The following is a 22280-nucleotide window of genomic DNA, read 5'->3' as shown; positions in this document are numbered from 1 at the left end:
CCCTGTCTCGCACGGCCGGCCGGCGATCGATGCGATCAGGCCGGCTTGTGCCATCCCGCTACGGAATCGTTCGCGGCGGGCACCTCTTCCACGAGCGACGTTAGCTGGCGGCCCGTATCGCGCCACGCGTCGAGGCCGCCGCGCAATGCGAGCGCATCGGTGAAGCCTGCATCGAGCAGGCGCTTGGCCATCAGCGCGGCCGTCACTTCGTTCGGGCACGAACAATACACGACGAATTTCTGCGTGAGCGGATAGCGCGCGACGATGTCGCCGATCTGGCGCTCGTCGGCGAACTGCGCACCGGGAATCGTGAACGGGTCGAGCTTGCGGTGCTCGGGCGAGCGGACGTCGAGCACCACCGGCGCGGCGGCGTCGCGCAGCAGCATGTCGAGCTCGTCGACGCCGATCCGCGCGTTCGCGAGCTGGCGGATCAGCGCACGGCGGCGCATCCAGCGCACGGCCGCATAGACCGCGAGCAGCGCGACGATGACCAGCAGCACCGCGCGGCCGAGTTGGCTCGCGCCGGCGAACAGCCAGTCGATCTGCCGGTAGAACACGAGGCCGGCGCCCAGCCCGACGATCGTCCACAGCGCGGCGCCGAGCGCGTCGTAGCCGGCGAACGTGCGGTAGCGCGTGCCGAGCGCGCCGGCCATCGGCACCGACACGAGCGACAACCCCGGAATGAAGCGCGCGACCGCGAGCACGCGCACGCCGTAGCGGCCGAAGAAGCGCTCGGTCTTTTTCACGCAGGTATCGCGCGACAGCGACAGCCGGCAGATCGTCTTCAGCGTCGTGCCGCCGTAACGCCGCCCGGCGACGTACCAGACCGTGTCGCCGACCAGCGCGCCGAGCACCGACAGCGCCACGACCGTCACGAGTTGCGAGCCGATCATCGCCGGATGCATCGCGGACATCGCGCCGAACAGCACGAGCGTCGGCATCGCGGGCACCGGCAGGCCGATGGCCGCCGCGAGCACGTTGGCGAACACGAGAAGCGGCCCGTACTGGGCGACGAGGTCACGGAGCATGACGGCTGGCCGAAAAGGAAACGCGTGGGCAGGAAAGGCGGATGGGCCGATTATCGGCCTTTTTCAACGCAGCGGCGGGAATGATGCAAAGCGCCTGACGGCGGCAGGGGAATGTGGGTGAGCCGGCGCGTTGCACGCGGCTCACCGTTCGGAATCAGGAAGGCGTACGGGCGAGCGACGCGGCGCCGTGGTTTTCGCCGGGCAGCTCGGCGCCGTGCGAGCGGATCGCCGCGATCAGTTCGGCCGGGGTGATCTCGTAGCGAACCTCGCGGTGGATGCCGGGCTTGCGTTCGTCGACCTCGATCAGCAGCACGCTCTTGCCGTCGCCGGTGGCTTCGAGCCGGAGCGAGCGCAGTTCGCGGCCGTCGGCCGCGTCGTGTTCGGTGAGCAGGGTCATTGCCCCGGATGAGCCGGTAGTGCGCATCGAACCTATCCTCGTATCGTGTCGTGGATGCCGGAGCGGCAAGGATGTCTTTGTTGAATACGGCTTGACGCAGTTTAACGCGAACGGGCCGCGACACGGAGCATTTTCGTGGGCCGGAAATGAGGGCTACACCACCGATCCTTCTGATGTTTGAGCCGCGCCGGGCGGGCGTCTGCGCCGGATCGGCCCCGGCCGGAACCGGTACCCGAACGGCGTTCGCGGCCGCCCCGGCGCGGGCGGCGCGCGCCGCGCCGCGCGTCGCCGCGGTGGCGTCAGAAGCGGTCGGCGAGCCCCATCGCCGGGTCGCTGACCGAGTGGCGGCCGGTTTCGACGCGCCCGGCCACGCGGCGCGAGAAGCTCGCGTCGCTGTCGGCGGTGACGATGAAGTCGTACCAGTAGCCGGTCGAATCGAGCTTCCAGTGCAGTTCGGACTGATCGCCGGCGCGCACCGTGACGGTCCACGTGGTGCCGGTGCCATGGCCGTTGCCGTGACCGTGACCGTTTTCGTCGCCGTGGCCATGACCATGGTCGGCGCTTGCGCCGCGCCCGGACAGCGGCCCGTAGACCTGGTTCGACTTCACCGTGAAGCGCACCGTGCCGCCGCCGTCGTTGCGCAGCCGCAGGTGGAGGCTGCCGCTCGCGCCCGCATAGCCGACGCGCACTTCCGGGTGCGGCGCGCGCGCCCCGGCCAGGCGGCTCAGATCGCCGGTGAAGCGGCGGTGATAGCCGTTCGGGCCGAGCACCCACAGGTCATATTTACCGCCGTCGTCCGCGCGCGCGGCCCAGTCGCCATGCAGCGTCTTGCCCGGCTCGACGACGTAGCGCCGCGGAAGCCGGTCGAGGTGCAGCTTGTCGTAGACGTGAAACACGGCGGCCTCGCGGCCGGTGTTCGCGAACTTCAGCGTGACCGTGCCGGCGGCGGCATCGGCGCGCGCGCTCGCGTGCAGCTCGTACGGCAACGCGCGCGACGGGCGCACGCCGGTCGCCTGCGCGGGCAGCGCGGGCGTGGCGGGCGGCACGATCTTCGGCGCGGTTTGCTGCGCGGCGCTCAGCGCATCGGCCTGGCTTTTCGTCGTGCGGCCCGCGAGCGTCGGCAGCGGCTCGTCGTTCGGCGTGCGGAAGTTGAACGCGCTCGTCAGGTCGCCGCACACCGCGCGGCGGTACGCGCTGATCTGCGGCTCCGCGACGCCGAAGCGCTTCTCGAGGAAGCGCAGCGTCGACGTATGGTCGAACACCTGCGAGTTGACCCAGCCGCCGCGGCTCCACGGCGACACGATCCACATCGGCACGCGCGGGCCCGGGCCGTACGGACGGCCGTCGCTGGCCGGCTGGCTCGACGTGGCCGGCGTGAAGTCGTGGTACTCGACCGCGACGTCGGCGGCCGACAGCGTATGGCCGCCCGCGAGCGTGCCGTCGGCGTTGCGCGACGGCACGGCCGGCGACGGCATGTGGTCGAAGAAGCCGTCGTTCTCGTCGTAGTTGACCAGCAGCACGGTCTTGCTCCAGACCTCCGGGTTCGCCGTCAGCGCGTCGAGCACGGCCTGCACGTACCAGCCGCCCTGCGCGGGGCTCGACGGCCCCGGGTGCTCGCTGTACGCGGACGGCGGGATGATCCACGACACTTCCGGCAGCTTGCCGTCGCGGATGTCGTCGCGCAACGTTTCGAGAAAGCCGTATGGCATCGTGTTGCCGAACCCCTTCGCGAGCGGGCTCAGCGGATCGTCGATCGCCGGATCGTAGAACGCGCCGGCCGCCGTCACCGGCTGCGTGATGTCGGTCGACGCGACGTACGTGGGCCGGCGCGCGGCCGGCATCTGCTCGATCGCCGCGCGCCAGTGGCGGAAGCTCATCATCTCGTTGCAGCCGAAGTTGTCGATCAGGCTCTGGTAGACCTTCCAGCTCACGCCGGCCTGTTGCAGCCGGTCGGCGTACGTCGTCCAGGTCCAGCCCTGGCTCGACGGGCCGATGTCGTTGCCGCCGTTGAACTGGTTGTTCAGCGCGGCGATCTTCACGCGGCTGCCGTCGGCCGGGCTGATGCCGTTCGGGCCGTTGGTGCCGCTCCAGTAGAACAGGCGGTTCGCGATCGTGCCCGTGTGCATTCCGCAGTGGTAGTGGTCGCACAGCGTGAACGCATCGGCGAGTGCGCGCTGGAACGGCACTTCGGCCGCGTCGTAGTAGCCCATCGACAGCGGCGTTTTCGTGTCGGGCCAGCGGTTCATCCGGCCGTGATCCCACGCGGCCTGCGCATCGGCCCATGCGTGCGGCGTGCCGCCCGCGCGCTGCGCGTTGCCCTGGCGCGCGTCGAGGTGATACGGCGTCACGGTCGCGGCGGGCGTCACCTTCGTGTACGACTGGTAGAACACGTCGCGACCGTTCGGCGACGGCACCGCGAAGCGGTCGCCATAGCCGCGCACGCCCTTGAACGTGCCGAAGTAGCTGTCGAACGCGCGGTTCTCCATCATCAGCAGCACGACGTGCTTCACGTCCTGGATGGTCCCCGTTTCGTGGAAGGCGGGAATGGCGAGCGCGCGGCGAATGCTCGGCGGAAACGCGGACAGCGCGGCGGCGGCGAGGCCGGAACCGGCGGTCTGCTGAAGGAATTTGCGGCGTGACGTCATGGCGTTCGGATCCTGTGAAGGTGGGAGCGTTCGTGAGTTCGTCTGGCGGTGCCCGGGTGTCGTCCCGCCACGGGACGGTCCGCGATGCATGCGCGTTCGGGGCGTCGGCCGCGTGTCGCGGCGGTGCGCGCATCGCGGCCGGCGCGGCGCTCAGTCTAGGGAGGCCGCATGACGTCGACGTGATGAGGAAATGACATCGCATGTCGCGAAAGCGACGTTGCATGCACAACGATTCGTTCGAGCGCTTTGCGACCTTGAAAACGGTAATAAATTACCGATCGCCGAGGGTGAGGCTGGTCAGAATTTTCCGGATTCCGCGAGCTTGGCGTGAACGGGTTTCGTTGCGGATGCAACCTGACGGAGATGGCGTGACCCCGTGTTTCAAATGCGTGAAATCGGCTAAGCTCGATGCATTGCCGCGCGCGTGCGCGGTCCGCGCCATCGGCGCGACTTTTCGGACCCGGCCCACCCATGACCGATATCAGGATCCGGCACAGCGAGACGCACGACGTCGACGCGATCCGGCAGATCGCCGCGCACCCCGCGGTGTACATGAATACGTTGCTGCAGCCGTTTCCGTCGCTCGAAAAATGGCAGAAGCGGCTCGACGACATACGTGCGCACGGCGTGAGCCTCGTCGCCGAAATCGACGGCACGGTGGTCGGCCATCTCGGCCTGCGTCCCGAGCCGAATCCCCGCAGGCGGCACGCGGCGGCGCTCGGCATGATGGTCGACGCGGCCCGTCACGGGCATGGCATCGGCGGCCGGCTGCTCGCGGCCGCGATCGATCTCGCGGAGAACTGGCTGAACATCACGCGCGTCGAGCTGACCGTGTTCACCGACAACCGCGCGGCGATCGCGCTCTACGAGAAACACGGTTTCCGCATCAAGGGCGAATCGCCGGATTACGCATTGCGCGACGGCGTGCATGCGTCCGTGTATCACATGGCCCGGATCAGGGCGCGGCAATGAAGGGCCGGCCGTCGCGGACGTGACGGCGCGCGCGGCCGTGCAGCCGCGCTGCCGCGCGTCATATTCAATCGAGAATTCGTTCGTTTTCCTTCGGCTGTATCCGTCGTATCGTCGAACGATTTGCCGGCCGATTCGGCCGGCTTCGCTTCTCCGTATCGATGCCTGCGCGGCGCGGCATGTCGGTCGGCTTCATCGTCATCGCTTCACGGCCCTCGTTGCATGCGCGGCATCGCCCTGAAACCGTCTTTTTCAACGGAATCCGCTTCGATGAAAACCGTTCTCCGCAATCTCACCGCCGCCTGCCTGTTCGCCGCCGCCGGTGCGGCGCTTGCCGCTGCCACGCCCGCGGCCGCGCCGGCGGCGAGCGCATCGCCCGACGGTGCGCATCTGCCGCCCGGTATCGCGTGGCAACACGGCGACGTCGATGCCGCATTCGCGCTCGCGAAGCGCGAGGGCAAGCCGCTGCTGCTGTACTGGGGCGCGGTATGGTGCCCGTCGTGCAACCAGGTGAAGTCGACGATCTTCAGCCAGCAGGCATTCAAGACGCGCTCGTCGTTCTTCGTGCCCGTGTATCTCGACGGCGATACCGAAAGCGCGCAGAAGCTCGGCGAGCGTTTCAAGGTGCACGGCTATCCGACGATGATCCTGTTCCGTCCCGACGGCACCGAAGTGACGCGGCTGCCGGGCGAGGCCGATCTCGACCGCTACATGCAGGCGCTGTCGCTCGGGATGACGGCCGCGCATCCGGTGCGGCAGACGCTCGCGACGGCGCTGAAGAACGGCGCGTCGCTGACGCCGGACGAATGGCGCCTGCTGGCCGACTATTCGTGGGATACCGACGGTGCGCTGCCGGTGCCGGCCGATCGTGTCGCCGAGACGCTGCAGTCGCTCGCGCAACACGCACGGGCGGCCGGCGCGAAAGCCGAATCGGCGCGCTTCGCATTGAAGTCGGCGGTGGTCGCCGCGTCGGACGACCCGACGCAGGCCGGTGCGCTCGACAAGGCTGCGCTGGCCGATTCGCTGCGCACGGTGTTGCACGATGCCGCGCTGTCGCGCGCCGATTCGGACGTGCTGGTCGCGGCGCCCGCGCGCGTGGTCGCGTATCTCGGTGGCGACGACGCGCAGCGCACCAAGTTGCGCGGCGCATACGACGCGGCGCTGGCGCGCCTGTCGACCGACACCACGCTATCGTCGATCGACCGGCTGATGGCGCTGCACGGCCGCGTGCTGCTCGCGCGCGGTGGCGCGCGCAGCGGCACGGCGCCCGCCGCACCGGCGGCGCTGGCCGACACCGCACGCAAGCAGATCGCCGCGTCGGTGCAGGGCGCGGCGAACGCGTACGAGCGGCAGGCGCTCGTCAGCGAAGGCGCGGACACGCTGACCGACGCCGGCCTGTACGACGAATCGGATGCGTTGCTGAAGGCCGAGCTGCCGCGTTCGTCCACGCCGTACTACTTCATGTCGGGGCTGGCCGCGAACGCGAAGGCGCGCGGCGACAAGGCGGCCGCGCTCGACTGGTATCGCAAGGCGTACGACGCGGCGAGCGGGCCGGCGACGAAGCTGCGCTGGGGCGCGACTTACTTTGCGAATGCGGTGGAACTAGCGCCGAACGATTCGGCGCGCATCGAAGGGATTGCCGCCAGCGTGCTCGCGCAGGCCGACAAGACCCGGGACGCGTTCTACGGCGCGAACCTGCGCGCGCTGACCAAGGTCGTCACGCAGTTGAACCGTTGGCGCGGCAGCGGCGCGCACGATGCGTCGGTCAGATCGGTCGTCAAGCAGTTCGACGGCGTGTGCGGGAAGTTGCCGGCGGGCGATCCGCAGGCAGCGGCGTGCGCGAAGCTGATCCAGCCCGTGAAGGCGTAACGACGCGTCGACGGATCGTCGAGCGGGCGGGGCGAACGATTACCGGCCCGACTCCGACGGTGCGCCGCGGTCGCTGCCGTATCCGGCGTCGTGCTCGCGGGCAATTTTTGCTTCGGCCGATACGATGCTGGCCGGATAGAACCAGTCGCTCGACTGGAAGCCGGCCTGCTTGAGCGCCTTGACTTCGGCGTGGACCTGCGCGCGCGTGAGCGGCTGGTTCGACTGGGCCTGTGCGGCGAACGGGGCCGAGACGGCCAGGGCGATGGCAACGGCTTGGAACAGGCGCTTCATGATCGGGACCTCCGCGATTCCGGTAATTCGCGGCGCTTCGTTCGTCGAAGCGCCGCGCGACGTTGGAACCAGTGTAGGCCGCGGCGGGCCCGGGAAAAATGCGATCGCGCCCAACGCAGTGTTTTGCTGCGGGTAACAATGGGCGCGTAAGAGGCGAGGTCGTGCAATGGCCCCGGGTAGCCGCGACGCGTGTGCAGGCGCGGCGGCGCGAATTTGACGTGATTCGGCGGTAGGGAAATGAAGTCGGACCGGATGCGCATTCCGGAATTGATTCCGGCGCGCATGCGGTCCGATCTTGAAAGACGGGAAGGCGGCGCACGAAGCGCCGCCCTGATGCCAACGCTTACACGAGCCCCGTCGCGTAGTACACGGCGATCACGAAGAACACGGCGAGCGTCTTGATGACGGTGACCGCGAAGATGTCGCGATACGACTCGCGGTGCGTGAGGCCCGTGACCGCGAGCAGCGTGATGACCGCGCCGTTGTGCGGCAGCGTGTCCATGCCGCCGCTCGCCATCGCGACGACCCGGTGCAGCACGTCCATCGGGATGTTGGCGGCCTGCGCGCCCTTGATGAACAAGTCCGACATCGCGGCGAGCGCGATGCTCATGCCGCCCGACGCCGAGCCCGTGATGCCGGCGAGCGAGCTGACCGACACGGCTGCGTTGACGAGCGGGTTCGGGATGCTCTTCAGCGCATCGCTGACGACGAGGAAGCCCGGCAGCGCGGCGATCACGCCGCCGAAGCCGTATTCCGACGCGGTGTTCATCGCGGCGAGCAGCGCGCCGGCAACGGCGGCCTTCGAGCCGGCCGCGAAGCGGTCGCTGACGCGCTTGAATGCCGTCAGCACCACCAGCACGATACCGAGCAGCAGCGCGGCCTCGACCGACCAGATCGCGACGACGGTCTTGATCGACGTCGTGACCGGCGCGTGCACGCCCGGCAGCACTTCCGGCGCGACCGTGTACGACGCGGCGCCGTACCACTGCGGGATCAGCTTCGTGAACGCGAAGTTCGACACGCCGACGAGGATCAGCGGCAGGATCGCCAGCGCGGGGTGCGGCAGCGCCTTCGCCTCGACGCGTTCCGGTTCGTTGACGAGCGACGTGCCGTAGCCTTCGCCCTTCGCCATTGCCGAACGGCGCCGCCATTCGAGATACGCGAGGCCGACGACGATGATGAACAGCGAGCCGATCGTGCCGAGCGCGGGCGCGGCCCAGGCGGTCGTCTTGAAGAACGTGGTCGGGATGATGTTCTGGATCTGCGGCGTGCCGGGCAGCGAATCCATCGTGAACGAGAACGCGCCGAGGGCGATCGCGCCGGGCATCAGCCGTTTCGGGATGTTGCTCTGGCGATAGAGTTCGGCCGCGAACGGATAGACCGCGAACACCACGACGAACAGCGAGACGCCGCCATAGGTGAGCAGCGCGCACACCGCGACGATCACCGCATTCGCGCGCGAGCGGCCGATGTAGCGGATCGCCGCGTGAACGATCGACTCGGAGAACCCGGACAGCTCGATCACCTTGCCGAACACGGCGCCGAGCATGAAGACCGGGAAATACAGTTTGACGAAGCCGACCATCTTCTCCATGAAGATGCCCGAGAAAACGGGTGCGACGGCGGCGGGTTCGGTCAGGAGCACCGCGCCGAGCGCGGCGATCGGCGCGAACAGGATCACGCTGTAGCCGCGATACGCGGCGAACATCAGGAACGCCAGCGCGGCGAGGACGATCACGAAAGACAAGGGAGTCTCCTAAAAGCTTGGAATGGCTTTGGTTGTTGTTCGATCGCGCGGTGCACCGCGGACCAACTCGGGTTGGTGCAGGTTTCGTGCCATCGGGCGCATTGCGCCGCCGGACATGGGCCCGCCGACGGCCGGCGGGCCCGCGCCGGCGTAAGTCTGACGATTCTACATAAAACGTCTCCATCGGGAGACGTTTCGGCCATCCGGCCGACCCTCGAAATCATGCAGGGCTTTCCCGGACAACGCATTGCGGGGTGTCTCCAGAGTGAGATAATCCGTCTCGTTCCAGAGACAATCTGGCCGACGATACATGGAGACGACGACACGATGATGAACGACTGGGCCCGCCTGCCCGTCAACTACGGCGACGTGCTGCGGCGCGCCGCCGAGTCGCTGTTCCGGACTTTCGAGGATTCGAGTGCGGGCACGGTGGTCGTCGATCGCGAGGCGCGCGTCGTGTGGATGAACGAGCGTTACGCCGCACGCTTCGGTTTCGCCGATCCGCAGCAGGCCGTCGGCCTCGACTGCGAGGCCGTGATTCCGAACAGCCTGATGCGCGAGGTCGTGTCGACCGGGCAGCCGATCCTGCTCGACATCATGGAGACGGGCCGCGAGCCGCTCGTCGTCACGCGCCTGCCGTTGAAGAACGAGGCCGGCGAGACGGTGGGCGCGATCGGCTTCGCGCTGTTCGACCAGTTGAAGACGCTCACGCCGATTTTTTCCCGCTACGCGCAGCTTCAGCAGCAACTGATCGCGACGCAGCGCTCGCTCGCGCAGGCGCGCCGCGCGAAATACACGTTCGCGAGCTTCGTCGGCACGAGCGCCGCGAGCCTCGAGACCAAGCGCCAGGCGCGTCGCGCGGCGCAAGTCGATTCGCCGGTGCTGCTGCTCGGCGAGACGGGCACCGGCAAGGAACTGCTCGCCCACGCGATTCACGCGGCGTCGGCGCGTGCGCTCCAGCCGCTCGTGACCGTCAACGTCGCGGCGATTCCCGACACGCTGCTCGAAACCGAATTCTTCGGTGCGGCGCCCGGCGCGTACACCGGCGCCGATCGCAAGGGGCGCGTCGGCAAGTTCGAGCTGGCCGATCGCGGCACGCTGTTTCTCGACGAGATCGGCGACATGCCGCTGCCGTTGCAGGGCAAGCTGCTGCGCGTGCTGCAGGACAAGGAGTTCGAGCCGGTCGGCTCGAACCGGATCGTGCGGGCGGACGTGCGCATCATCGCCGCCACGTCGGCCGACCTGCCGGCGCTCGTGGCAGCCGGGCGTTTTCGCGCGGATCTCTATTACCGGCTGAACGTGCTGACGATCCACGCGCCGCCGCTGCGCGAACGCGCATCCGACATCGCGGCGCTCGTCTATGCGACGCTCGAGGAACTAGCGGCCCAGCACGGGCGCGCCGCGCACTGCGAGCTGACCGACGATGCATTGCGGATGCTGTGCGCGTATCCGTGGCCGGGCAACGTGCGCGAGTTGCGCAATACGCTCGAACGCGCGCTGATGCTGTCGGACCGTTCGGTGATCGATGCGCGCGCGCTCGCGCCGTTTCTCGGGCCGGTGCGCATCTCGCCGGACGCTGCGGCGCCGGCGCAGCGGATTGCCGCGGTGCCGGCCGAGCAGCGCGCGGGCGACGCGTTGACGGCATCCGGTGCGCCGGCCGCTTCGTATGCCGATGCACTGGCGGCGTGGGAGCGCCAGTTCCTGACCGATGCGCTGGCGGCTTGTGACGGGAAGGTCGTTGAAGCGGCCGCGCGCATCGGCATCGGCCGCGCGACGCTGTACAAGAAACTGGCGGCGCTCGGTATCGCCCGGTAAGCCGATCGGCGACGCCGATGCGGCCCGATGTAACGCATCGAACAGGAGTCACGATGAAGCAGATCGGCATCGCGGGGTGGCTGACCATGTTGCTGGCGGGCGCCGCACTCGCGCAGGCCGGCAACACCGACACGCCCGACGCGCCCGACGTGCGGCGCAACTGGTACAACGATCCGTTCGTCGCGCTGTCGCGGGACGTGGCCGAATGCCCGTTGCCGCTCGGCCCGTGGATGACGCGCGCCGAGATGACGGACGATGCGCACTACCGCGCCGAACGCGGCACGACCTGCTGGCTCGCCCATCGCTGCACGAAGCCGAACTCGTACATGTATGACGCGTCGATCGCCGATGCGGCGAAGGCGCACTTTGCCGGCTCCGATCGTCTGCGCGGCACGAGCCTGTGGATTACCGTGCAGCGACGTTTCATCTACGTCGAAGGATGCGCGGATACGGCACTCGATCGCCAGGCGCTGCAACGCGAATTCGAGGCGCTTCCGGACGTCGAGCAGGTTTTCATTCGCATCACCGACGATCCGCGCAAGCGCTTGCCGTACAAGGCGCGCGGGCAACCCGACCGCACGCCGGACTGACGGCCGAACGGCTGCCCATGGCATACTCGCGACATTCAAAAAAAGGTTGACGGGAACAACAATGAAACACATGCTTGCGTCGGTCTGTCGGTGGCCTCGGGCGGCCGTGATGCTGGTTCTGGTTGCCGGGCTCGGCGGGTGCGGTGGCGGTGCTCCGCTGTTCACTTCGGACGGGCGTCCGACCACGCAGGTGCAATGCACCGGCAGCGACTGGAGCAATTGCACGGACAATGCCCGGGCCATGTGCAATGGAGATTTCGACGTGATCCAGCAATCGACGGATGACGCCGTACGAAATCTTCTCTTCGCATGCAAGAAGAAAAGCGGTTATTGATCCCGAAATGACCGGCTGAGGAGACCATGATCGGGCGAAGCGCTTTTCTGTTTGCTTGAGTCACTTGTTTTTCACGAATAACACTCACGGAGTCCCATCCATATGGCGACCTACAGGCAATTGACCGCGCAGCTCGAACGGCTTCAGCAAAAGATCGACAAGGAACGTGAAAAGGTGATCGCCGACGCGATCGCGACGATCCGCGCGAAAATCGACGAATACGACATCACGCCGGAAGAACTCGGTTTTCGCCCGGCAGGAGCGGCGGCCGCCGCTGCCGCCGCGAAGCCCAGGCGCACCTTGCCGCCGAAGTACCTGAACCCGAAGACGGGCGAAACCTGGAGTGGCCGCGGGCGGGCGCCGGCATGGCTCGGCAAGAATCGCGGACGTTTCCTGATCAAGGACTGACTCCCGAAAATCCTCACCTTTCGCGTGTCGACCGACGGTGCGAATGGCCATGCGGCCTTCGCACCGTTTTGTTTTTGCGCGCGCGTCATGCGATTTTCCCCTACGGATTGAAGTGCAACGCCGCGCAATTAACGGATACCGTTTTGCGAATTTGCCGCGATCCGACTGCATATCGCGGGGAATTTCCGTAAACAACCGCGTAATGGCGCAGCGCACGCGCATTGGCATTCGCCATTTTCGCGGTGCATGCATGACGCGGATTTTCATCACCGTTCGCGTGGTGGCGCGGTATGTCGTGCGATTCCCGAAGATACTCACCATGGCTCCTGTAAATCCTCACCTTTGAGAGAGCGGCTGCAGCGTCGTGCCGCGTTGCGCCCATCGTGCGAGCGACGCTGCGATGCCGGGCCGCATGTGGTGCAGGCCCATGGTGCGGGCATTGACGTCCGTCGAATAGTCGGCCGTTCGGCATATAGGCAGTCGCGGGCGCTTCGCCTATGCTTGGAGTTCGCGTCGATCGGCGCATGGCCTGCCCGGCCGCATGCCGATCGTGTCGTCTTTCGTCACCGCAGGGAGCCGATGTGACCGTTCGCCATCTCGATGCATTGTTCCAGCCCAGGTCCGTTGCGGTCGTCGGCGCGTCATCGCGCGCGGGCAGTATCGGCGCGATGGTGTGGTCGCGCGTGCTCGACGGCGCGTTCCAGGGGCCCGTGTGGCCGGTCAACCCGAAATATCGCGAGCTGGACGGGCATGCGGTTGTCTCCGATGTCGACCGGTTGCCCGCGCCGCCGTCGGTTGCGGTGATCTGCACACCGCCCGCGACCTGGGCCGGCATCGTGCGCAAGCTCGGCGAGCTCGGCACGCGCGTCGCGGTGATCGTCGGCGAGGCGCGCACCGATGCCGATCGCGCCGCGGTCGATCGTACGCTGAAGGCGGCGAAGCCGTTCGTGCTCCGTATCGTCGGGCCCGGCAGCTTGGGCGTGTTGTCGCCCGCGCGGCATGCGCATTTCGGCGCGCCTGCGTATACGGCGCGATCGGGCGGCGTCGCGTGGGTGTCGCAATCGAATGCGTTGACGAACGCGGTGCTTGGCTGGGCCGATGCGCGCGGCCTCGGCTTTTCGCATGTCGTCGCGCTCGGCAGCGAATCCGACGTCGATGCGGGCGACGTACTCGACTATCTGGCAAGCGACCCCGGCACGCGCGCGATCCTGCTCGAACTCGATACCGTGCGCGCGGCGCGCAAGTTCATGTCGGCCGCGCGCGCGGCCGCACGCAACAAGCCGGTGCTCGCGTTGCGCACCGGCCGGGCCGACCCCGGCGACGCGCTGTACACGGCGGCGTTCCAGCGCGCGGGCATGGTGCGTGTCGATGCGCTCGACGATCTGCTCGACGAAATCGAGACGCTCGGCGTCGGCCGTGTCACCGCGCGTGGGGCGGCGACGCTCGTGACGAGCGACGCGGGCGTGGCGAAACTCGCGGTCGATGCGGTGGCCGAGGTGCGCGACGTACTGACAAACTGGTCGCCCGCGGCAACGTCGGCCGTCGCGGCCGCGCTGCCGCATCTCGCGGCACCCGGCAACCCGCTCACGTTGGGCGACGATGCGCGCCCCGAGCATTTTGCCGAGGCGATCAAGGCGCTCGCTCCGTTTCCGCAGACGGGCACGCTGTTCGTCGTTCATTCGACTTCGCACAGCGCGCCGGCCGATCGGGTCGCGCGCACGCTGATCGACTCGCGGCAATACGCGCATCGCGGCATCCTCGCGTGTTTCTTCGGCGCGGTCGACGCGGCGACGCGCGACGCGCTGCATGCGAACGGCATTCCGGTGCATACGACGCCGCAGCGGCTCGCACACGCATATGCGCGTCTCGTCGACTACAACCTCGGGCGCCAACTGCTGATGCAGACGCCGGAGGGCACGCCGCTGCAGCCGGCCGAGTGCGTGGCATCGGCCCAGGCCGATGCGCGCCGCATGGTCGAAGCCGGCCAGCATGAACTGGCCGGCGAAGCCGCGCTGGCCTGGCTGTCCCGTTTCGGTCTGCAGGGCGAGCAGCCGGACGAACCGGCCGGGAAGAAGATCGTCGATATCGCGGTCGACATGTACGACGATTCGAACTTCGGTCCGGTGTTTCGCTATGCCGTGCCGCCCGCGGACGGTGTATCGGCGCCGTTCGTCGTCTACGGCCTGCCGCCGCTGAACACCGTGCTCGCCCGCGCGGTGATGGAGCGTTCGCCGTATGCGCGCAGCACGCCCGTCGAACCGACGCTCGACGCGCTGACGGCCCTGTCGCAGGCCGTTTGCGACGTGCGTGAAGTCGTGGCGATGTCGGTCACGCTGCGCGTGCTGTCCGACCGCGCATGGGTAATCGCGCCGCGCATCACGCTGGCTTCGGGGCGCAGCCGGCTCGCGATCATGCCGTATCCGCGGCACCTCGAGCAGACGCTCGAGTGGCACGGCGAGACGGTGACGATTCGCCCGATCCGTCCGGAGGACGAAGCCGCGCACAACGAACTGCTCGGTGCGATGACGCCGGAAGATCTGCGGATGCGTTTCTTCGGCGCGGTGCGCAGCTTCGATCATTCGCAGGTGGCGCGCATGACGCAGATCGACTACGACCGCGAGATGGCTTTCATCGTGTCGTTTACCGATGTGTCCGGGCGCGACCACACGCTCGCGGTGGTGCGCGCGGTGGCCGATCCCGACAACGAGACGGCGGAGTTCGCGATCGCGGTGCGGCCCGACCAGAAGGGCAAGGGGCTCGGCCGGCTGATGATGACCCGCATCATCGACTACGCACGCTCGCGCGGCACCGCCTGGATGGTCGGCGAGGCGCTGCGCGAGAATTCGGCGATGATTTCGCTCGCGAAATCGTGCGGTTTCGAGGTGTCGACGACGGAGGAGCCCGGTGTCGTGGGTTTCAGGATGAAGTTGCAGCCGTAGGCGTCAGCCCGCGCCCCGACGCTGAAGGGTTAGCGCATGGCGTCGAGGCAGCAATGTTTCGCCATGCCGGAATTTCGATCAGGAATGCAAAGAAGTCGAAAAATCATCCCGGATGAAGCGCTTGCCAACGTGTCGAGCCTGTCGATCGCGGCGATATCGCGAGGCACGGATGAGGTCGGGAGATGCGCACCAGCGTGCTGCGATATTCGTCTTGCGCCGCCGTTTCAAGCGATGTGCTCGCAAATATTCGCGGCCATATGCCGGCCTCGCGGATTCAAAGCCATCACGAAGGTGAGACAGGTGAGATTTTTCGGGAGCAGTGAGGGAGCTTTTCCGGGATAGCGTGGTGAGCCGATACGGGAGCATTCGGTGAGCTTTCCCGGGAACGGCCGGTGAGCACCTGCGGGAGGTGCCGGTGAGCCTTTCCGGGGCGCTTCGGTGAGCACTTGCGGGAGCAATCGGTGAGGATGTTCGGGAGGTGTCAGTCAGCGTCTCGGGGCGCCTTGGGTGAGGTTTTCCGGGAGGCGGTGGTGAGCGCTTGCGGGATGCTGAGGTGAGCTTTTTCGGGAGCATGCGAATGCACGGCTCCCGCGGGCGCGGCGCCGGCCGATGCCGGCGTCATGCGCGGGTGCAGGCACGCAGGAAGCGTGCCCGCGATGACATTCACGCGGTGAGTTTCGACGCCGCGTCGTTCACCTGATCGCGCGAAATCGCGAGTTCCTCGAGGTGCGGATCGGCATAGACGGCGCCGGTTTCGCGCTCGAGGCGGGCGATCGTCAGCGCACAGCGCGCGGTGTCTTTCGGCATCGCGATGAAGCGCTTGACCGATTCGCCGGACGTGAACGCGTCGAAGAGTGCGCCCCGCACGTCGTCCGGAAGCGTCTTGGTCCACTGGTACGGCTTGCCGTTGAACGTGATCGACGGCGGCAGCGTGCGTTCCTTCTTGGTCGCCGTGATGAGCCCGTACGTGCGGGCCGCGTCGCCGATCTGCTCCGGCGAGAAGAGTTCGTCAGGCGTGATGTCGAACTGCTCGATGTAGTTCTCGATCGCCTGCATCGCGGCGGCGCGATCGTCGCGCTTCTTCTGTGCGCGCGCGACGATATCGCGCAACTCGTCCGCTTCCTCGGGCGTGATCGTGAAGCTTGCCTGCTTCTGCTGAAGTTCGGAGAAACGCTGGAATTCTTGATCGTTCAGAAGTTTGGCCATGACATCCATCGGACACGACGGCCGCGACAACCGGCCGCCGTAGTTTTTGAGAGGGCCGCTATTCTAGCGTAGCGCCGCGGGCGCCCGATGCGACATCGCGCATCGGCCGCCGCACGGGCGTCGCGCGCAACCGGAGCCGGCGCCGCTTCGCGTTGTCCGGTGCGCGGTGCCGGCTATCCCGCGTGTCAGCAGGTCTCGGTGCGGCACATCGACAGATGGGCGGCCGTGTCGCGCAGTGCGCCGACGACCACGTCGACGGACGGCGCCATGTGCGCATCGATCCGGCGCATGTACGGGCAGGTCAGCACCGCGATTGCATGGCCGGCCGGCCCGAGGATCGGCACGGTCAGGTCGGTCACGCCGTACGCCTGGCGGCTGTCCTGGCGCAGATAGCCGGACTGCCGGATCGACTGGCACGCAGTCGCGAGCTCCTGTTCGTTCAGCGGCGCCTCGCCCTTGACCTTGCGGTGCTCGGCCAGCATGTGCGCGCGTTGCTCGGCGCCCTGGAACGCCAGCATCATGCGCCCCGACGCCGTATCGGCGAGCCCGACGCGCGAGCCGAGCCGGACCGACACGCCCCACGGCCCGGGCCCGTCCACCTGGGCGATCACGAGCAGGTTGCCGCGATCGTAGACGGACAGGTGGCACGACTGCTCCGCGGCATCGGCGAAGCGCTGCATCGGCGGCAGCGCCTCGGCGATCAGCCGGTTCATCGGCGGATGCCGGTGTGCAAGCGCGAACAGCTTGAGGCTGAGCGTGTAGCGATCGCCGCCGGTCGAACGCATCACGTAGCGGCGCGCGACGAGGCGTTCGAGCATCCGGTAGATTTCGCTCGCGTTACGGCCGAGCTCCTTCGTGATTTCGGTGCGGGTGAGTCCTTCCTTCTGCTCGGACAGGAGTTCGAGAATGTCGAGGCCCTTGTCGAGCGCGGGGGCGCGATAGCGTTCGATAGCGGCCATCGATTCCCGTGCGTCGCAGCCGGGAAGCGGGTCGTTGGTTGTCTGCATTGTCGGTGTGAGGTTGGGGGATTACTCGATCGATTGGCGACGCACGCTGGCCGGTTCTGCACGTGTAGAGGGCGGCCCCGCGGATGGCGATGAAAGCCATCCGTACGAGCTTAGCAATAAACATACAGTGTGCAATGCAGCGTCTTTTTACTGATCATTACCGGAAAAGAACGGATGGGCAAACGTTTCCGATGACAGGGCACCCCGAATAGCCAGTATTCACGCACCGATGGCCGGCGCCATTGCGAATGGCGGCCGAGCCACCGACGCCGGTGCAGCGCGTGCTGCGTCGCAGCGTCTGCGGGTGCACCAATAGTCGGTATCCGTCGCGCGTCATTTCACGGCGCGCGGCCGATGGTACAAAGGGTTGCGGGCCGGCGACGGCGCGGCCGCGCATGCAGCCGGCCGCATGGGGCGGCGTGCGTCGCAAGTGCCGGGCCGTCGTCGCCGATGCACGGACCGGCGGCTGCCCGTTCGATGCGCGCCGTCCTTGCGTATGGCGCCGCGATCGCTGCGCCCGCGCGACCCCCGCGCGTCGACGGCATGCCGCATGCGGCGCCGACGCGCGCAATCGACGATCGACCATCAGTCCGGTGCGCGGCTGCGGAAGGCCGCGCTGGCCGGTATGCTGTCTCATTCGACAACAGAGGTTAAGCACGATGAAACTGCTTCGCTATGGCCCGTCCGGCCAGGAAAAGCCCGGCATCCTCGACGCGGCCGGCCGGATTCGCGACCTGTCCGCACATGTACCGGATCTTGCCGGCGACGTGCTGTCCGACACCGGCCTCGCGCGGCTACGCGCGATCGATCCGGCCACGCTGCCGCTCGTGTCGGGCGAGCCGCGCATCGGCGCGTGCGTCGGGCGCGTCGGCAAGTTCATCGGCATCGGCCTGAACTATGCCGATCACGCGGCCGAAGCCGGGATGCCGGTGCCGAAGGAGCCGGTCGTGTTCGGCAAATGGACGAGTTCGATCTGCGGCCCGAACGACGGCATCGATATCCCGAAGGGCTCGGTGAAGACCGACTGGGAAGTCGAACTCGGCGTCGTGATCGGCGCGACATGCAAGGACGTCGACGAAGCGCGCGCGCTCGATTACGTCGCGGGCTACTGCGTCGTCAACGACGTGTCCGAGCGCGAATGGCAGATCGAACGCGGCGGCCAGTGGGACAAGGGCAAGGGTTTCGACACGTTCGGCCCGATCGGCCCGTGGCTCGTCACGCGCGACGAAGTGCCCGATCCGCAGCGTCTCGACCTGTGGCTCGACGTCGACGGCCATCGTTATCAGAACGGCAACACGCGCACGATGGTATTCACCGTCGCGCAACTGGTCGCCTATCTGTCGGCGTGCATGACGCTGCAGCCGGGCGACGTGATCACGACCGGTACGCCGCCGGGCGTCGGCATGGGCGTCAAGCCGTCGCCGGTGTTCCTGAAGGCCGGCCAGACGGTGCGCCTCGGGATCGAAGGGCTCGGCGAACAGTTGCAGCGCACACGCAACGCGCAATAAGCGCGTGCGCGGCGGGCGCTGGCCGGAGGGCGCAACCCGTCCGCGCGTGCCGGTCACGCGCTTCGACATGTCGGCCCGGCCGCCGTCGGTGGCGGCCGCGAACCGAACGACGATGCAGCCAGCGCACGCCCGTTATTAGCGTGAACAGGCCCTAAACCAACGGCCCGATTCCGCGCGATGCGGAATCGGGCCGTTGTCGCTCGTCGGCGTCCGCACGAAGCGGATCAAACGACGTTGTCCAGCTCGCAATGCGCTTCGAGCCGATATCCGTCGGGATCGACGACGAACGCCGCGTAATAGCCGGGGCCGTAGTGCTCGCGCTTGCCGGGCCCGCCGTTGTCCTTGCCACCGTGCTCGAGCGCGGCGCGGTAGAACGCATCGACCTCGGCCGGCGACGCGGCCTTGAACGACAGGTGCATCCCCGACTCGGGATCGGCGGCGACAGGGCGAGCCGCGTGCTGCAACCACAGCTCGGGCTCGGTCGCGCCGTACCCGATGGCGCTGTCGTCGCTATACAGACGCTTGTAGCCGAGTGCGCCGAGCGCGTTGTCGTAGAAGGTGCGGCTGCGGTCGACGTGGGCAACGCCGAATGAAAGGTGATCGATCATCTGTGGCTCCTTGAACGGAAGGGGACGTCAGTGCGGCAGACCTGCTCAAAGGCACCATGCCAGCCGCTTGTAGCGAAGCGCGCCGAGCGTGCTGTCGTCGTACGCGCGGCCGGCCGCGGTGTGGATAACGTCGAACGAAAGGCAATCGATCATCTGTGTCTCCTTGGATTGAAGGGGCGTCAGTGCAATCAACCTGTTTTTAACCACCATGCTGGTTATGTTAGAAATCGCTCGAGCGCTTGTCAACCGGCATGGTGGTTAGATACGATCGCGTCATGAACAAAATGCAACCTTCTGTCGCGACCGACTGCCTGGTCCCGGCGCCGCCCGATACGCTGAGCGTCGATTTCGCGAACACGCTGTACTGGCGCGGCAGCGATCCGCCGACGGAAACCTTCGCCACGATGGACGACCTCCTGGTGTGGTGCCGCGAGCGGGCCGGCGTGCCGGCCTGCCTGACCGACGCATGCCGCGTGCCCGACAAGGAGAAAGACAAGAGCGACGCGCCGCCGATGCTTGCGCGGGCGCTCGCATTGCGCGAGGCGCTGTACCGGCTGTTTCTTGCACAGGCGGAGCAACGCGAGCCGCAGCCCGACGATCTCGCGCTGCTCGGCGGCTTTCTGGCGCAAGCGTCGCCGCGCGTTGCGCTGGCGCGCGTCGATGGCCGCTATGCGTGGCGGGTCGACGCGTCGAGCGCGACGCTCGCGGGGTTGTTGAGCCCGGTGCTGTGGTCGGCGATCGACCTGCTCGGCGGCGCGCGGCTCGCGAAGGTCAAGCGCTGCGCGAACGATGCATGCCAGTGGCTGTTCATCGACGACAGCAAGAACGGCAGCCGCCGCTGGTGCTCGATGTCGTCGTGCGGCAATCGCGCGAAGGCGTATCGCCACTACCACAAGGCCGAATGACGGCGCGGCCGGCGCCGCCCGAACCTATTTCGCCGACAACTTGCGCCACAGCGTCGTCTTGCTGATGCCGAGCATCGCGCAGGCGCGGTCGCGGTCGCCGCCGCACGCGTCGAGCACCGCGCGGATCTCGTCGGCCTCCGCTCGACGACGGCGCGCTTGCAGGGTTTGCGCGTCGTCGGCGTCGGCCGCATCGGGCCGCGCGGCGAACAGCTCGGGCGCGATCGCTTGCAGTGCGCCGGGTGCGAGCGCCGCGCACGGGGCGGCCGGATCGCTTTCGTCGACTTCCTCGGCCAGCTCGACCGCGATCCGCTCGACCACGTTCTGCAGTTCGCGCACGTTGCCCGGCCAGCGGTAGCGCGCGAGCGTCGCCAGCGTCGCGTCGAGCACGCGCAGCGCGTCGTCGGTGTCGCGCACGCGTTCGGCAAGACGCGGCTCGCGCCGCGCGGCCTGCACGAGCAGCGTCGCCGCGAGCGCGGGAATGTCGGCCGCGCGCTCGCGCAGCGGCGGCAGGCCGATGTTCAGGATGTTGAGCCGGTAATAGAGATCCGCGCGGAACGTGCCGGCCTCGACGGCCGCGAGCAGCGGCCGGTGCGTCGCGGCGATCACGCGCACGTCGATGCGGATCGGCTCGGTCGAGCCGAGGCGGATCACCTCGCGCTCCTGCAGCACGCGCAGCAGCCGGCTCTGCAACGACGGCGGCATCTCGCCGATCTCGTCGAGAAACAGCGTGCCGCGGTGCGCGGCCTCGAACAGGCCGGTCTTGCCGCCGCGCCGCGCGCCGGTGAACGCGCCCTCTTCATAGCCGAACAGCTCGCTCTCGAGCAGCGCTTCCGGAAACGCGCCGCAATTGACCGCGACGAACGGGTAGCTGCGCCGCGCGGACAGCGCATGCAGGCTCTGCGCGATCATTTCCTTGCCGGTGCCGCTTTCGCCGAGCACGAGCACGGTCGCGTCGGATTTCGCGTAGCGGCGCACGAGGTCGCGCACGCGCGTCATCGGCGCCGAGGCGCCGACCACGTCGTCGAGCGCATAGCGTGCGGCGAACTGCTGCGTGGTCGGTTGCGAGCGCAACGCGCGATCGAGCCGTTCGACCGCGCGCGATTCCTGGAACGTCAGCACGCTGCCCGACGTGACGCCGCGATCGACGAGCGGCCCACGATGCACGACGTAGCGCACGCCGCGCACGGTCGCGAGCGCGTCGCCGTCCTCGCCGCGCAGCGTCCGCAGCTCGGGCCGCAGGTCGACGAGCGCGCGGCCGACGGCCGCCGCCGGTTCGACCCCGAGCGCCGACGCGAGCCGCTCGTTGATCGCCTCGACGCGGCCGTGCGCGTCGAGCGCGACCACGCCGTCGCGCAGATGCTGCAGCAGCGTATCGAGCCGCTGGCGGCGGAATGCCTCGGCGTGCGTCGCGTACGCGACCTCGAGCGCCGTCTCGACGGCCTTGCGCACCGACGCATGCGAATACAGGAACACCGCGCCCATGCCGGCGCTGGCCGCGAGATCGGTGACGAGGCCGGGGCCGACGATCGTCTCGATGCCGCGGTCGCGCAGGTCGTGCACGCAGGCTTCCGCTTCCTGCGCGGACTGATATGACGCAAACTGCACGTCGAGGCCGTATGCGGCGACGAAGCGGCGCACTTCGGGCGGCGTTTCGCCGGCGCTGACGAGCGCGATCCGCGCGGCGTCGCGCCGCGCGCGGGCGAGCGCCTGCATCACGTCGAAGCCGGTCGGCGACACGACCACCACCGGCACCTGCGCGCGCGTTTTCAGGAAGCCGCCGTTCGAGCCGGCCGCGACGATCACGTCGGGCCGCGCGGTGCCGGCTTCCGCGATGGCGCTCAGCGCATCTTCATAGGCACGCGTGACGATGCGCACGTCGGCGCGTTCGTCGAATTCGCCGGCGATCTCGCGAAACAGCTCGCGCAGCCGGCTGATGCCCATCGCCCAGATGCGCGGGCGCACCGTGCGGTCGGCCGGGCCGACGGGCTTGGTCGAAGAGAGGTCCATGACGGCC

Annotated in this window: 18 protein-coding genes; 9 read left to right on the top strand and 9 right to left on the bottom strand. The window is 68.0% G+C overall.

Translation table 11 applies throughout. The features are described from left to right. Nucleotides 1-35: 35 nt before the first annotated feature. The 3 genes from CFB35_RS27895 to CFB35_RS27885 all read right to left on the bottom strand — a co-directional run bounded on the left by CFB35_RS27895 (nt 36) and on the right by CFB35_RS27885 (nt 4070). Nucleotides 36-1028 carry a DedA family protein/thiosulfate sulfurtransferase GlpE gene (locus CFB35_RS27895; RefSeq protein ID WP_059581748.1) on the bottom strand — a complete coding sequence of 331 codons (993 nt, stop codon included), beginning with the start codon at nt 1026-1028 and terminating at the stop codon, nt 36-38. A 154-nt stretch (nt 1029-1182) separates the two neighbouring features. Beyond that, nucleotides 1183-1452, bottom strand: coding sequence for a hypothetical protein (locus tag CFB35_RS27890; protein WP_059581751.1), 270 nt, complete (start codon nt 1450-1452; stop codon nt 1183-1185). A gap of 272 nt (nt 1453-1724) precedes the next feature. Continuing rightward, complete coding sequence (locus CFB35_RS27885) at nt 1725-4070, bottom strand: phosphocholine-specific phospholipase C (protein ID WP_060011215.1); 2346 nt, start codon at nt 4068-4070, stop codon at nt 1725-1727. Between the two features lie 471 nt (nt 4071-4541). Between CFB35_RS27885 and CFB35_RS27875 the strand changes: the two genes are divergently transcribed. Then, nucleotides 4542-5042, top strand: a complete 501-nt coding sequence (locus CFB35_RS27875) for a GNAT family N-acetyltransferase (protein WP_089465862.1) — start codon at nt 4542-4544, stop codon at nt 5040-5042. 267 nt (nt 5043-5309) lie between these two features. Further along, nucleotides 5310-6908, top strand: a complete 1599-nt coding sequence (locus tag CFB35_RS27870; protein WP_089465861.1) for a thioredoxin family protein — start codon at nt 5310-5312, stop codon at nt 6906-6908. Between the two features lie 39 nt (nt 6909-6947). Here the strand turns inward: CFB35_RS27870 and CFB35_RS27865 are convergent, their stop codons facing one another. After that, nucleotides 6948-7199, bottom strand: a complete 252-nt coding sequence (locus CFB35_RS27865) for a DUF4148 domain-containing protein (RefSeq protein WP_089465860.1) — start codon at nt 7197-7199, stop codon at nt 6948-6950. Nucleotides 7200-7542: 343 nt separating this feature from the next. Next, complete coding sequence (locus CFB35_RS27860) at nt 7543-8946, bottom strand: GntP family permease (protein WP_059581760.1); 1404 nt, start codon at nt 8944-8946, stop codon at nt 7543-7545. A 327-nt stretch (nt 8947-9273) separates the two neighbouring features. Between CFB35_RS27860 and CFB35_RS27855 the strand changes: the two genes are divergently transcribed. From CFB35_RS27855 to CFB35_RS27835, 5 genes are all read left to right on the top strand, one after another. Further along, entirely contained in the window at nt 9274-10761 is a 1488-nt protein-coding gene (locus CFB35_RS27855; protein ID WP_089465859.1) for a sigma-54-dependent Fis family transcriptional regulator, read from the top strand. Nucleotides 10762-10814: 53 nt separating this feature from the next. Continuing rightward, the gene (locus CFB35_RS27850) at nt 10815-11351 is read left to right on the top strand and encodes a BON domain-containing protein (protein WP_089465858.1); all 537 of its coding nucleotides are present in this window, start codon (nt 10815-10817) and stop codon (nt 11349-11351) included. A 61-nt stretch (nt 11352-11412) separates the two neighbouring features. Beyond that, on the top strand, nt 11413-11685 hold the full coding sequence (locus CFB35_RS27845; protein WP_059608900.1) for a hypothetical protein: 273 nt from the start codon (nt 11413-11415) through the stop codon (nt 11683-11685). Between the two features lie 102 nt (nt 11686-11787). Then, complete coding sequence (locus CFB35_RS27840; RefSeq protein ID WP_089465857.1) at nt 11788-12093, top strand: H-NS family nucleoid-associated regulatory protein; 306 nt, start codon at nt 11788-11790, stop codon at nt 12091-12093. Between the two features lie 581 nt (nt 12094-12674). Beyond that, entirely contained in the window at nt 12675-15032 is a 2358-nt protein-coding gene (locus CFB35_RS27835) for a GNAT family N-acetyltransferase (RefSeq protein WP_089465856.1), read from the top strand. Nucleotides 15033-15695: 663 nt separating this feature from the next. Here CFB35_RS27835 and CFB35_RS27830 read toward each other — a convergent pair. Together CFB35_RS27830 and CFB35_RS27825 are read right to left on the bottom strand one after the other, a co-directional pair. Continuing rightward, nucleotides 15696-16247, bottom strand: coding sequence for a hypothetical protein (locus tag CFB35_RS27830; protein ID WP_059581772.1), 552 nt, complete (start codon nt 16245-16247; stop codon nt 15696-15698). Nucleotides 16248-16423: 176 nt separating this feature from the next. Then, nucleotides 16424-17245: an IclR family transcriptional regulator gene (locus tag CFB35_RS27825; protein ID WP_059581775.1), complete on the bottom strand. Its 822-nt coding sequence runs from the start codon at nt 17243-17245 to the stop codon at nt 16424-16426. 659 nt (nt 17246-17904) lie between these two features. Between CFB35_RS27825 and CFB35_RS27815 the strand changes: the two genes are divergently transcribed. Beyond that, nucleotides 17905-18753 (top strand): ureidoglycolate lyase, encoded by an 849-nt coding sequence (locus CFB35_RS27815; RefSeq protein ID WP_059644333.1) that lies wholly within the window; start codon nt 17905-17907, stop codon nt 18751-18753. Nucleotides 18754-18977: 224 nt separating this feature from the next. Here the strand turns inward: CFB35_RS27815 and CFB35_RS27810 are convergent, their stop codons facing one another. Continuing rightward, nucleotides 18978-19361 (bottom strand): VOC family protein, encoded by a 384-nt coding sequence (locus CFB35_RS27810; protein ID WP_059581780.1) that lies wholly within the window; start codon nt 19359-19361, stop codon nt 18978-18980. Nucleotides 19362-19636: 275 nt separating this feature from the next. Here CFB35_RS27810 and CFB35_RS27805 point away from each other — a divergent pair, with 275 nt between their 5' ends. Then, nucleotides 19637-20266 carry an ABATE domain-containing protein gene (locus CFB35_RS27805; protein WP_226093802.1) on the top strand — a complete coding sequence of 210 codons (630 nt, stop codon included), beginning with the start codon at nt 19637-19639 and terminating at the stop codon, nt 20264-20266. Nucleotides 20267-20290: 24 nt separating this feature from the next. On the opposite strand, the gene prpR is transcribed toward CFB35_RS27805, so the two are convergent. Next, a complete protein-coding gene (prpR, locus tag CFB35_RS27800; RefSeq protein WP_089465855.1) occupies nt 20291-22273 on the bottom strand; it encodes a propionate catabolism operon regulatory protein PrpR in 1983 nt (660 codons plus the stop codon). Nucleotides 22274-22280: the final 7 nt, after the last annotated feature.

Origin of the sequence: Burkholderia sp. AU16482, assembly GCF_002223285.1 — a bacterium.
In the GTDB taxonomy this organism is placed as follows: Bacteria; Pseudomonadota; Gammaproteobacteria; order Burkholderiales; family Burkholderiaceae; genus Burkholderia; species Burkholderia semiarida.
This window is presented reverse-complemented; position numbering and strand designations above follow the sequence as displayed.

Bases quoted from the DNA above. Each gene is read 5' to 3' on its own strand.
- CFB35_RS27895 (WP_059581748.1), bottom strand. From the start codon at position 1,028: ATGCTCCGTGACCTCGTCGCCCAGTACGGGCCGCTTCTCGTGTTCGCC.
- CFB35_RS27890 (WP_059581751.1), bottom strand. From the start codon at position 1,452: ATGCGCACTACCGGCTCATCCGGGGCAATGACCCTGCTCACCGAACAC.
- CFB35_RS27885 (WP_060011215.1), bottom strand. From the start codon at position 4,070: ATGACGTCACGCCGCAAATTCCTTCAGCAGACCGCCGGTTCCGGCCTC.
- CFB35_RS27875 (WP_089465862.1), top strand. From the start codon at position 4,542: ATGACCGATATCAGGATCCGGCACAGCGAGACGCACGACGTCGACGCG.
- CFB35_RS27870 (WP_089465861.1), top strand. From the start codon at position 5,310: ATGAAAACCGTTCTCCGCAATCTCACCGCCGCCTGCCTGTTCGCCGCC.
- CFB35_RS27865 (WP_089465860.1), bottom strand. From the start codon at position 7,199: ATGAAGCGCCTGTTCCAAGCCGTTGCCATCGCCCTGGCCGTCTCGGCC.
- CFB35_RS27855 (WP_089465859.1), top strand. From the start codon at position 9,274: ATGATGAACGACTGGGCCCGCCTGCCCGTCAACTACGGCGACGTGCTG.
- CFB35_RS27850 (WP_089465858.1), top strand. From the start codon at position 10,815: ATGAAGCAGATCGGCATCGCGGGGTGGCTGACCATGTTGCTGGCGGGC.
- CFB35_RS27845 (WP_059608900.1), top strand. From the start codon at position 11,413: ATGAAACACATGCTTGCGTCGGTCTGTCGGTGGCCTCGGGCGGCCGTG.
- CFB35_RS27840 (WP_089465857.1), top strand. From the start codon at position 11,788: ATGGCGACCTACAGGCAATTGACCGCGCAGCTCGAACGGCTTCAGCAA.
- CFB35_RS27830 (WP_059581772.1), bottom strand. From the start codon at position 16,247: ATGGATGTCATGGCCAAACTTCTGAACGATCAAGAATTCCAGCGTTTC.
- CFB35_RS27825 (WP_059581775.1), bottom strand. From the start codon at position 17,245: ATGCAGACAACCAACGACCCGCTTCCCGGCTGCGACGCACGGGAATCG.
- CFB35_RS27815 (WP_059644333.1), top strand. From the start codon at position 17,905: ATGAAACTGCTTCGCTATGGCCCGTCCGGCCAGGAAAAGCCCGGCATC.
- CFB35_RS27810 (WP_059581780.1), bottom strand. From the start codon at position 19,361: ATGATCGATCACCTTTCATTCGGCGTTGCCCACGTCGACCGCAGCCGC.
- CFB35_RS27805 (WP_226093802.1), top strand. From the start codon at position 19,637: ATGAACAAAATGCAACCTTCTGTCGCGACCGACTGCCTGGTCCCGGCG.
- prpR (WP_089465855.1), bottom strand. From the start codon at position 22,273: ATGGACCTCTCTTCGACCAAGCCCGTCGGCCCGGCCGACCGCACGGTG.